This is a genomic window from Bacteroides sp. DH3716P (assembly GCF_025914115.1).
GTDB classification, from domain to species: Bacteria; Bacteroidota; Bacteroidia; order Bacteroidales; family Bacteroidaceae; genus Bacteroides; species Bacteroides ovatus.
Window position 1 is genome coordinate 3,407,908 of the sequence record NZ_CP083673.1, and the last position, 11,056, is coordinate 3,418,963.

Here is an 11,056-nt window from a genome sequence, read left to right on the forward strand (position 1 = left end):
TGCATTTAGGTTACACAATTGTATATGAGCATCGACAACCTTGACATAGTAAAAGGGCTGATAGCCGAAAAAGAATGCGGACGTGTGGAGTTCAAGGAAACCACCGGGCAGTTGGAGCGTGGCATGGAAACGCTTTGCGCCTTCCTTAACGGGAAGGGCGGCACGGTATTGTTCGGTGTCACCGACAAAGGAAAAATCATCGGGCAGGACGTGAGCGACAAGACCAAGCGGGACATAGCGGAAGCGATCCGGCGTATCGAACCGTTTGCGACTGTTGACGTTTCTTATATTGAAATCCCGGACACCGGCAAAAGCGTCATCGTCCTATCTGCGGAAGAACAAAGATATATGCGTCCGTTCTCTTGCAAGGGACGGGCTTACATACGGGTGGAAAGCGTGACGTCCACCATGCCGCAGGAGATATATAACCAATACCTGATACAGCGTGGCGGGAAATATACTTGGGAGGCAATCACGAATCCCGACCTCAAAATATCCGACCTTGACGAACATGCCGTCATAAGTGCTGTTCGCGGAGGAATCAGAAGTGGCCGTTTACCCGAAGCAACCATAAGGGAAGACCTGCCGACCATTCTTGAAAAATTCAGTCTGTTGCATGACGGGAAACTTAACAATGCTTCCGTAGTGCTGTTCGGTCGTGATTTTTATTACTACCCCCAATGCCTGCTCCGGCTGGCACGATTCAAAGGCACGACAAAAGACGAGTTTATAGACAATCAACGTGTCACCGGGAATATCTACGCGCTGCTGGATGCGGCAATGGCGTTCTTTTTCAAACATCTGTCACTTTCCGGCAAGATAGAAGGGCTATACCGTGAGGAAGAATTGGAAATCCCGTATAAGGCTTTAAGGGAGTGCTGCATAAATGCGCTGTGCCACCGCCTGTACCACCGTCCCGGCAGTTCAGTGGGAATCGCCATCTATGACGACCGTGTGGAAATAGAGAACAGCGGGACCTTTCCGCCAGATATAACAATGGAGAAACTGTTAAGCGGGCATAATTCAGAACCACAAAACCTCATTATAGCGAACGTGCTGTATAAAAGCGAGGTCTTGGAAAGTTGGGGACGGGGCATCGGGCTTATGATAAGCGAGTGCCGACGTGTCGGCATCCCAGATCCCGAATTCCACACGGACGGAAACAGCGTATGGATCGTTTTCCACTATACCCGGAAAGCAGTCGGGTATAACCCGACAGTCACCCGACAGTCACCCGACAGTCACCCGACAGTCACCCCGCAAGTGGAAAAAGTGTTGTCCGCAATCGGGAAACAGACACTCTCGACAAAAGAGGTCATGGAGATGATAGGATTGAAGGACAAGAGTAATTTTCTGGAGCTTTACCTGTATCCTGCAATAAGGCTGGATTTAGTAGAACCGATTTATCCGGAAAAGCCTAAACACCCGCGACAGAAATACCGTCTTACGGAGAAAGGTCTGAATTTAATTAAAAATAAATAGTCATGAACTCGCAAACTGTAGAAATAACATCTGCTGGCATTAGGAAGATATTGAATAAATATACTCCAGAGCGAGCTATTGCCGAATATGTATGGAATGGATTTGATGCAAAAGCGACCGTTGTAAATATTGATTTTGAAATTGACAATGCAGAATTGGACACAATCAAAAATATTAGAATAACAGACAATGGTACAGGCATCTGCTATGAAGAATTACCTATAAAATTCAAAAAATTCTATGAGTCTCAAAAGAGAATAGCCAACGAGAATAATACTGAATTTACAAGAGGAAAAAACGGTTATGGTCGTTTTACTTTCTATAAATTTGCAAGATTTGCTAATTGGGAAACACGCTATAGTAAAGATGAACAAATAATGTCTTATGACATTAGAATTGATAGCGACACTTTAAAAGACTACATAACAACAGAGCCACTTGTATCTGATAACACAACAACAGGTACTTGTGTCGTTTTTAATGAGATTTCTTCTGATATTTCCAGTTTGTTTATAACGAAAGCTCTTATTCCTTATCTTAAGGCTGAATTTGCGTGGTTTTTAGAATTGAAATCCGAATATCAAATATACATCAATGGGCAAGAATTAGATTATTCTTCTATAATAGCAGAACAAGAATCAATATCACCGATATTATCACATAACCAGAAAAATAGCATCAGCTTTCAATGCAAGTATATCCGATGGAATGTAAAAATGAATGATGAATATTCTCGATTTTACTTCTTGAATAATGACTTGGAATTGAAATTTACCAAAACGACATTATTAAATAAAAAAGGAGATAATTTTTGGCATTCTGTAATTGTGATTGATGATTTCTTCAATGAAATCAATTGTGATAGCGAATTAGACGATAATACTGTCCAACCTAAATTGTTTGATAATTCTGCCGATAGAAAATTATTTAAGGAACTAATTACGCAGCTCAATGATTTTCTCAAAAAGAAAAGACGCCCATTCCTAAAGGAGCAAGCAGAAGTTATGGTAACCAAATATAAGAATGAAGATGTTTTCCCTAAATTTGGTACTGAAGATTGGGATATAGTGCGTAGAGAAGGTTTGGAAAACTTCGTAAAGGAACTATACGAAGTAGAACCTGCTGTTTTCATGAAGTTGAACAAAGAACAAAAAAGGGTTTTCTTAGAACTTCTGAATTTGGTTATGGATAGCGGTGAGCGCGATAGTCTGTTTAAGATTTTAGATGCGGTTGTTGAACTAGACTCGAACGACAGGAAAGAATTTGCAAAAATATTAGAAATAACAAGGTTAAAACAAGTCGTTTCCACGATTAAGCTTATTTCAGACAGATTGCTGACACTGGAAAATCTAAAAAAGATTGTTTTTAATCATACTTTACAAGCCAATGAAGTTCGTGATTTGCAGTCGTTCATAGAAAAACACTATTGGATTTTTGGCGAAGAATATAGAATGGTATGTGCGGAAGAGGTCAAATTTGAAGAGGCTTTAAGAAAATACATTTATATTCTGCGTGGAGTTAGCGAGAAAAAATATATTGCTCATCCTAATAAATACAAAGAAATGGATTTATTTCTTACTGGTACTGATTTTAGGGATGGGAGACCTCATAATATAGTTGTAGAAATCAAAAATCCGACAACTATAAAACAATTAAAATCAGAACAGTTGAATCAATTAGAACAATATATGGATGTTATTCTAAAACAAGATTGTTTTAATGATGCTAATGAGTTTTGGACTTTCATTTTAATAGGACAAGACTATGATGATATTGTAGGTCGAAGGGTTATAAATAAACTTACAGGTTTAGTCCAAAATGACAGTAATTATAGCCTCTATGTAAAAAAATGGAGTGAAATAACAAATGAAGTGGAGCGTAGGCTGAAATATTTGCTTGATAAGCTCAAAATAGAAAGAGCCACTTTATCTAAATCCCAATCATTAAATGAGGTAATGAATGAAGTTTCAAATAACACGGCCGCAATGATTAGTTGAACTTGATAAATATGTGACATTTGATACCTTGTATAAGTAATAAGAGGGATGTGTCATAATGCCCATATAAAGAATTACAAATTACTCCTGTCACAGATAGCTGTAACAGGAGTAATTCTCAAAATGAGAGTCTGATACATATATATTATTTCTGCTGCAACAGATGCGCCAGTGCCGGGTCGTTATGTATGCGCTGCAACTCATCGGCGACAATCTGTTTCACGTCAGACTTGATGCGGTTGTAGTTCTCCTGTACCATTTCCTTCATGCAGTCGTTGCCATTCTCGTCCGTGAAATCGGTAATGACGGGAATTTTCTTGTATGCGCTTTCCTCCCGCTTGACCTTCTCGGCATCCACCACAATCTCACAATGAAAAATCTTCTGCTCGATGCGCTCGTTGAAGTTGTCGGACACCGAACCGACAAACATGCCCTGCGTCAGACCGGAAATCTTGCTGGGCGGGATAAGCGCGTCCATCTGCGTGTTGATGGACGTGGACACATCCTGCCGGTTGATGGAGATGGACTGCCGTTTCTGCAACACCTTACCGAACCGTTCCGATAGTGTCTTTGCCGTTTCACCAACCACCTGCCCGGAGAAAATGTTACCGACCGTATTCATCACCACTTTCGCCTCCTTATCACCGTAGTCGCGCACCAGCTGGCTGAAATCCTGAAATCCCAGACACACGGCAACCTTGTTGCTTCGGGCGGTGGCTATAAGGTTGTCCAACCCCTTGAAGTATATCGTGGGCAGCTCGTCGATGATGACCGATGACTTCAGCATTCCCTTCTTGTTGATGAGCTTCACGATGCGGGAGTTGTACAATCCAAGAGCCGCCCCGTAGATGTTCTGACGGTCGGGATTGTTGCCCACGCATAGGATTTTCGGCTCTTCGGGATTGTTGATGTCCAGCGTAAACTCGCTGTCCGACATCACCCAGTAGAGCTGCGGTGAAATCATCCTCGACAGCGGAATTTTCGCCGACGCTATCTGACCCATGAGCTGCTCCGCGGCCCCTCCGAGCCACGCATCCATAAACGGAGAAAGGTAGTTTTCCAACTCCGGGTAAGAGGTAAGAATCGGGAAAATATCCTCGTATCGGCGGTTCAGAAACTCGATGGCATGGGGAAACGTGCAATATTTCCCGTTCTGATAGATTTTAAGATACCATATAATACTGGCGAACAAAATGATAGGAGACTCCACAAAGAAGTCGCCCTGCTTTTGCACCCACGTTTTATTGAGGTTGAGCATTATTGTATAGGCACTCTCATAGGCGTCCGTAATATCCTCCATGAAATCCGGGTGTATGGGATTGCAACGATGGGAGCGTCGCGGGTCGTCGAAGTTGATCACATAGAACTTCGGCTTTACCTTGTAGCCCTCCGGATTATTCATCAGATGGTTATATGCGATGGTCGAAAGGTCGGGGTACTTGAAATCGTAGATGTATTGACTAAATCCCTTTTCAATCTGTTGCTTGATAAAATTGTTTACAACGGCGTATGACTTGCCGCTGCCCGGCGTACCCAACACTATGGACGCACGGAAGGGATTAACTACATTGATCCAACCGTTGTTCCAGCGTTTCCTGTAATAGAAACGTGTCGGCAGATTGACCGAATACTCGCTTTCAATAAGCCTCGTTTCCTGCATGAAACTCTCGTTCTCGTTGTTGAAAACATCCTCCATCAGATTGTGTTTCAACAGACGGCTCATCCACAGACCTCCCATCAACAGGCAGACATAGCCTGTACCGATGGTAAGGACATACAGCCCCATCACCGCCTCAATCGGAAGCGGCAGAGCCAGTATCCACCAGTTTAGGAAAAACAGCACGGACCCGGCGGCGAGTGCCGTCCATATTCTTCCCCAAGTGATTTTCTCTCCCTTGACCCCCTTTGTACCCAGACAAGACAGGGCAAGCAGCAGGACGGCAAACAGCTTTGTGTACAGTATGGAATGGAACAGCCCAGCCGTGCGGTCGAAGTTCAGAAGGATTCTGTCCACCACACCGATGTTCACGCCCCACAGCCGGATGACTTCGTAACAGAACCAGTACACGTTCATGACCACTAAAATAATACTCACGGCACGCAGAAAATCCATGATTTTCGCCAATGCCCTCAAATCGTCTTCTTGTTGTGACATACATTGATTTTTTAATTGTTGATACTCCGATTACAAACCCAAGCCCTTGCGCTTTTTCTTCTTTTTGCGCTTCATCGCCCGGATGAAAGCCTCTTCCTCGGCATCTACCGCCGGACCTTCGGGAGTGAGCAAGCCCATTCCGCCCGATACGTCTTCACGGTCGTATGCGGTCTGTCCGTGTGCCTTGTCCGCAGCATCCATAGGGATGGATAACGGTATCGGCGGTTGTCCGGCGTATGGCAGGGTGAAGTGTTCCTGCAAGGCATTCGCCGAAAGCTCCTTGCCCATGCGCGAACCGTTCAGCACACTCCCCGTGCGGTGGTCGATGAAGGTAGCCCCGTAGATGCGCCCTTCCTCCGTGTAGCGCAGTACGGTGTCGATGCCCTTCTCTTTAAGTTGGGAAACAAACCTATCCTTGTCATAAGTGCCTTGCAGCACGGAAAGAACGGTACGTTTCGTCATGTCTGCCAGTTTCCTGTCCTTAATCTCCGATCTGGAACGTACAAACTTCTTCTGCATGGCTTCATAGCCTGCGGACTTCCCGAAGAGCGAGGACTTGAACGGGTTGCCCACCTTGTTGCCCTTGTCGTCCGTGACGGAATAGACCAGCCCGTGATATTCCCGTCCGCGCACGTTACCCCTCGCTTCCTCCACCGTCAGGTTATAGAGGGAAAGGAGCGCACGGTATTCGCCCATCGTCTGAAAACGGTACTGCCCGTTCAGAGCCTTCACGGTGTTGCCTACCTGTTTCTTCACATCGCCTGCCGATGCGTCCACCTTGCTTAGCGGCGTGTCAAGACGGCGGTTCCTGCGCTCCGCATCGTGCAGCCCGTATTTCTTCTCCAGCTCACGGGTGATTTGTTTGCTACGATAGTAGTTGTTCTTGTCGCTGATACATTTCCCGTTCTCGTCCACCCGAACCGTCACGATGTGCAGGTGGTGGCGGTCGATGTCCTCGTGCTTGAAAACAAGATAAGGCTGGTTGCCGAAACCGAGTTTTTCCAGATACTCGCGGGCTATATCCTGCAATTCCGCATCGGTCAACGCATCCTCAGGATGCGGGTTGAGCGAAATATGCACCACCGGCTTCTCCACCTTCATCTGTGGCGGCATGAAGGTGAGAAAACCCTCCATCGCCTTGTTGATGTCCACCTTTCCCGAACCGTCATTGTAGATGCGGTTGGTCGTAAGCAACCGCCCCTGCGCCTCGTTAATCTTCTCCCCGTTATAGGCAATCGCGCCGTACAACGAGTTTCCTACACTGATTTTTGCGACCATTTCGCCTCCATTTCCCTTGAAAGTTCCACAATCCGGCGGCTCAGTTTCACGAGTTCGACGGTGTGTTGCTCCAATTTGTAGAGCAACGCCATCGCCTTTTTCTCTGAAAAATGCAGCCTCAGTTCCTTCACGACTTGGTTGTAATTCGTACCCACGGCACGGAACTGCGCATGAAAATCCGACAGTTTGGTGTAATAGTCCACCAGCGTCTTGTCCACCTTCAGCACCTTGAACGGTTGCCCGAAGAAGTGCGCTTTGAGGAAAACAGACCGTGCATAGACACCCGATTTTCCGAACATGGCGAGGAAACGGTTGTGTTCCTCCTCGTTGAAACGGACGGTGTACCGGTACACCGCCGGATCAAGTTTGGGATTTCTCCCTGATTTGCTTTTCCTTTTCTCTTTCATATTACTTTGGATTTAGCGGATTGACGGCATAAGCCGCCGCTTCGGATTACAGCACCGCAGTTCTGAAAGGCTTCCCGACTTCGGAGGGAAAGCCCGCCCCCTGCAAGGGCAAGGCGTTTTCCGGGATGCTCAAAATATTTTGAGCGGCTGAAAACATACCTTGCTATGTTCAGGTGAACATAAAAATCCGTCAGGGGACGGATTGGGAAAATACCTATCAGGACTCCGGGCCGCGCACCATCGGCGAACCCTGCTGTCCGGGGGCAAAGTTACGCCCTTAAAGCGGTGTCGGACAGATGCTTGACCCGGTCAATGACTGCCAACCGGCGCAACGTGCTGCCACTTGCCTGGGAAGTGATACAAGTTCCAAAATATACTTGTTTATTTGCAGCATGATTCAAGAAACGAACGATTTGAAGATATGAGAAAAGGAACATTCAAATACCCGGACAACCGCTTCGGCGGACACTTGCCGAAGCGGATACCCGAACCGTCGGAAACCCGGTTGTCCGACAATTCGGTGACGTATGGATTCAATGACTTCATGACGCAATGTCATCATTCATCACTTGTCCGCCGCACCGCTTCACCACAGAACCGGATACGCGATGACCCGTTCGCGTGCTTGTTCACGGAAACGGATAATGCAGAAATTCAATCCGCATATAAACAGAAAATAAAATCATCAACAATTAAAATAAATGGAACCATGAGTAAAGAAATCTTCGTTGCATTCGCAACACAGAAAGGTGGCATCGGCAAATCCACTGTCACGGCACTTGCCGCCAGCTACCTGCACAACGTGAAAGGCTACAATGTCGCCGTCGTGGACTGCGACGACCCGCAACACAGCATCCACGGGCTGCGCGAACACGAAATGAGGCTTATTGACAGCAGCACCTACTTCAAGGCTCTCGCTTGCGACCATTTCCGCAAAATCAAGAAGAACGCCTACACCATCGTCAAGAGCAACGCGGTGAACGCCCTCGACGATGCCGAGAGGATGATTGCCACCGAGGACGTGAAACCCGATGTGGTGTTCTTCGACATGCCCGGCACGCTCCGTAGTAACGGTGTGATAAAGACGCTCTCGCAGATGGACTATATCTTCACGCCCCTTAGTGCCGACCGCTTCGTTGTGGAGAGTACCCTGAAATTCGTCACGATGTTCCGCGACAGGCTGATGACGACCGGACAGGCGAAAACAAAGGGGCTGCATCTGTTCTGGACGATGGTGGACGGCAGGGAGAGGAACGACCTGTACGGCATCTACGAGGAAGTGATAGCCGAAATGGGCTTTCCGGTGCTTTCCACCCGTCTGCCCGACAGCAAGAAGTTCCGCCGAGACCTTTCGGAAGAGCGCAAGAGCGTGTTCCGCTCCACCATCTTTCCGATGGACACGGCACTGCTGAAAGGGAGCGGTATCCGTGAGTTTTCCGAAGAGATAAGCGACATCATCAGACCGCAGTGAGCATGGGCAGCAGGAAAGTGAACACGGAAGGCATCGACGAGGAACTGCTGTTGGCCTCCATCGGGCGACGCACACAGGACGGGAGTCTGCGCCCGGCGCAGGAGATTCCCGCAGCCGCACCGACCGAAGATGACACCGCCGTACCGGAGCCGCCTCCAGCGCAATCCGTGACACGGGAGAGAGCGCAGAAGGAAGGTGGCCGCCGGAAAAGGCAGGATGAGGACTATAACGAGCTGTTCCTACGCCGCAACGAGATAAAGACCCGCCAGTGTGTCTATATCAGCCGCGATGTCCACGGCAAAATCCTCAGAATCGTGAACGACATCGCCGGAGGTGAAATCTCGGTGGGCGGCTATGTGGATACCGTGCTGCGCCAACATCTGGAACAGCACAAGGAGAGAATCAACGAGCTGTACAAGAAACAACGTGAAGATCTGATTTGAAAATGGAAAAAGAAATGACACCGAATGAAAAAAGACCACAGCAAGACTGCGGAGGTATGTTTACCCAAGTGCAGGCGAGCGTGGAAATACTGTCGCCCGTCCCGGTAAGCGGCAAATGCTGCGAGAAGGACTATGAACGTCTGTTCATCCGTGACCCGGAAGTAAAGGCACGTGAGGGGAAGATGGCGTATGTGCGCCCGGAATACCACGAGCGTATCATGCGTATCACCCGTGTAATCGGGCATGACCGGCTTACGCTGTCCGCCTACATCGACCATGTGCTGACGCACCACTTCAACCAGTGCGAGGATGCGATAAAGAGCCTTTATGCCCGAAATTATAATTCAGTATTCTAACCAAAAACGGAAGGATATGAATTACACAATCAGCATGACAGACATTCTGCTGGCGGTATCGGTCGGCTGCAACCTCTGGTTCCTGTTCCTGCTCCTTTACGAGCGCATCATGGACACTCGGATTGTCCGCTTCTTCAAGGGCATTGTCGGATTATGGCGGTCACTGGACGGGAATGAGGCTAAACGCATAGCGGCACACGAGGAAGTCCCTGCGGAAAAGGCGGACATCATCGGCAAGAGCCGTTTCAGGATGGCATCCACCCGGACAACCGCTGCCATACCGACGCAAGAAGCCGCCACTATGGAAAAAGGCATTGAGCTGTCGGAGGAAGAGGCTACTTTTGACGACGGAAAAACGGGAAACGCATCCCGCCCGGCACAAGTCCCGGAGGAAAAACTCGATGAGACCTTCACGAGCATACCGCCGGAGGAACTGGGATACGGGGACGACGAACCGGAAGAGGACGCCTCGGACACGCCACGGGCTTCGGGCAGCAGCTTTGACGAGATTGACGACGCCTGCAAGACCGCCAAGAACCCGGACGCGACACAGGCGGAACGTGAAAAGGCGGCGCAGGTGTTCACCGACATGGAGGGCACGGAGTTGTACGAGAAAATGATGGAAGGCTCTTCGGAGATAGGCATCCGCATCAAGGGGCTTATCGAGATCCGGCTGAAGAAACCTGAAAAGGAGTTCGTCGTGCCAGACAACATCGAGGAGTTCGACATTCGCAACTATGTATGACAACAATAAAAGAAATGAACATGAAAGAATGACATCAACCCACGCGGCGAGGAAACGCAAGGCGCATCCCCATCCGCAACGGACACGCCCACGTCCGTGGAAACAACCGGGCATCCACTAAAACCAAAGTAAAGTAACAGAGTATCAACCGCCCGACAAAGGACCATCCATCCTTTTGACGGCAAAAAACAAGGACAGTTTATGAACAAGAACATCTTGAAAAACAGAAAAGCAATCCTCTCTGCGGCACTTGTCATCGCCGCAACCGCCTCCGCTTTCGCGCAAGGAAACGGCATCGCGGGCATCAACGAAGCCACCTCTATGGTGAGTTCTTATTTCGACCCCGGAACTAAACTGATATACGCCATCGGTGCAGTCGTCGGGCTTATCGGGGGCGTAAAAGTATACGGCAAGTTTTCATCGGGCGACCCCGACACCAGCAAGACAGCCGCCTCGTGGTTCGGTGCGTGTATCTTCCTGATTGTTGCCGCCACCATCCTGCGCTCATTCTTCCTTTAATAAATAATGTATGGCTGAATACCCAATCAACAAGGGTATCGGCCGTCCGGTAGAGTTCAAGGGCTTGAAGGCACAGTACCTCTTCATCTTCTGCGGAGGTCTGCTGGCTCTCTTCGTCCTGTTCGTCATCCTCTACATGGTCGGTATCGACCAGTGGATATGTATCGGCTTCGGCGCGGCATCGTCCTCCCTCCTTGTATGGC

The 11,056-nt window shown here is 48.2% G+C and carries 11 protein-coding genes; 8 read left to right on the top strand and 3 right to left on the bottom strand.

What is annotated here, in order from left to right:
* Positions 1–24: 24 nt before the first annotated feature.
* Together KQP79_RS12625 and KQP79_RS12630 are read left to right on the top strand one after the other, a co-directional pair.
* Entirely contained in the window at positions 25–1,482 is a 1,458-nt protein-coding gene (locus tag KQP79_RS12625) for an ATP-binding protein (RefSeq protein WP_149886199.1), read from the top strand.
* A 2-nt stretch (positions 1,483–1,484) separates the two neighbouring features.
* Positions 1,485–3,479 (top strand): ATP-binding protein, encoded by a 1,995-nt coding sequence (locus KQP79_RS12630; RefSeq protein ID WP_149886200.1) that lies wholly within the window; start codon positions 1,485–1,487, stop codon positions 3,477–3,479.
* Positions 3,480–3,624: 145 nt separating this feature from the next.
* Here the strand turns inward: KQP79_RS12630 and mobC are convergent, their stop codons facing one another.
* The 3 genes from mobC to mobA are packed head-to-tail and all read right to left on the bottom strand — an operon-like array spanning position 3,625 to position 7,319.
* Entirely contained in the window at positions 3,625–5,634 is a 2,010-nt protein-coding gene (mobC, locus tag KQP79_RS12635; RefSeq protein ID WP_151879474.1) for a conjugal transfer protein MobC, read from the bottom strand.
* A gap of 30 nt (positions 5,635–5,664) precedes the next feature.
* Complete coding sequence (mobB, locus tag KQP79_RS12640; protein WP_149886212.1) at positions 5,665–6,912, bottom strand: conjugal transfer protein MobB; 1,248 nt, start codon at positions 6,910–6,912, stop codon at positions 5,665–5,667.
* Positions 6,891–7,319 (bottom strand): conjugal transfer protein MobA, encoded by a 429-nt coding sequence (mobA, locus tag KQP79_RS12645; protein ID WP_004291488.1) that lies wholly within the window; start codon positions 7,317–7,319, stop codon positions 6,891–6,893. The genes mobB and mobA overlap by 22 nt, the downstream gene beginning before the upstream one ends.
* Before the next feature lie 421 nt (positions 7,320–7,740).
* Between mobA and KQP79_RS12650 the strand changes: the two genes are divergently transcribed.
* The 6 genes from KQP79_RS12650 to KQP79_RS12675 all read left to right on the top strand — a co-directional run.
* The gene (locus KQP79_RS12650; protein WP_149886210.1) at positions 7,741–8,790 is read left to right on the top strand and encodes a ParA family protein; all 1,050 of its coding nucleotides are present in this window, start codon (positions 7,741–7,743) and stop codon (positions 8,788–8,790) included.
* Between the two features lie 2 nt (positions 8,791–8,792).
* The gene (locus tag KQP79_RS12655) at positions 8,793–9,233 is read left to right on the top strand and encodes a DUF3408 domain-containing protein (RefSeq protein ID WP_149886209.1); all 441 of its coding nucleotides are present in this window, start codon (positions 8,793–8,795) and stop codon (positions 9,231–9,233) included.
* Positions 9,234–9,235: 2 nt separating this feature from the next.
* Positions 9,236–9,589, top strand: a complete 354-nt coding sequence (locus KQP79_RS12660; protein ID WP_149886208.1) for a DUF3408 domain-containing protein — start codon at positions 9,236–9,238, stop codon at positions 9,587–9,589.
* A 16-nt stretch (positions 9,590–9,605) separates the two neighbouring features.
* Positions 9,606–10,334 (top strand): conjugal transfer protein TraD, encoded by a 729-nt coding sequence (locus KQP79_RS12665; RefSeq protein ID WP_149886207.1) that lies wholly within the window; start codon positions 9,606–9,608, stop codon positions 10,332–10,334.
* Between the two features lie 201 nt (positions 10,335–10,535).
* Positions 10,536–10,853 (top strand): DUF4134 domain-containing protein, encoded by a 318-nt coding sequence (locus tag KQP79_RS12670; RefSeq protein ID WP_002560983.1) that lies wholly within the window; start codon positions 10,536–10,538, stop codon positions 10,851–10,853.
* 10 nt (positions 10,854–10,863) lie between these two features.
* Positions 10,864–11,056: DUF4133 domain-containing protein (locus KQP79_RS12675; protein ID WP_264386513.1), on the top strand; the 193-nt coding region annotated here is incomplete at its 3' end.

Bases quoted from the DNA above. Each gene is read 5' to 3' on its own strand.
- mobA (WP_004291488.1), bottom strand. From the start codon at position 7,319: ATGAAAGAGAAAAGGAAAAGCAAATCAGGGAGAAATCCCAAACTTGAT.
- mobC (WP_151879474.1), bottom strand. From the start codon at position 5,634: ATGTCACAACAAGAAGACGATTTGAGGGCATTGGCGAAAATCATGGAT.
- KQP79_RS12625 (WP_149886199.1), top strand. From the start codon at position 25: ATGAGCATCGACAACCTTGACATAGTAAAAGGGCTGATAGCCGAAAAA.
- KQP79_RS12665 (WP_149886207.1), top strand. From the start codon at position 9,606: ATGAATTACACAATCAGCATGACAGACATTCTGCTGGCGGTATCGGTC.
- KQP79_RS12650 (WP_149886210.1), top strand. From the start codon at position 7,741: ATGAGAAAAGGAACATTCAAATACCCGGACAACCGCTTCGGCGGACAC.
- KQP79_RS12630 (WP_149886200.1), top strand. From the start codon at position 1,485: ATGAACTCGCAAACTGTAGAAATAACATCTGCTGGCATTAGGAAGATA.
- KQP79_RS12655 (WP_149886209.1), top strand. From the start codon at position 8,793: ATGGGCAGCAGGAAAGTGAACACGGAAGGCATCGACGAGGAACTGCTG.
- mobB (WP_149886212.1), bottom strand. From the start codon at position 6,912: ATGGTCGCAAAAATCAGTGTAGGAAACTCGTTGTACGGCGCGATTGCC.
- KQP79_RS12670 (WP_002560983.1), top strand. From the start codon at position 10,536: ATGAACAAGAACATCTTGAAAAACAGAAAAGCAATCCTCTCTGCGGCA.
- KQP79_RS12660 (WP_149886208.1), top strand. From the start codon at position 9,236: ATGGAAAAAGAAATGACACCGAATGAAAAAAGACCACAGCAAGACTGC.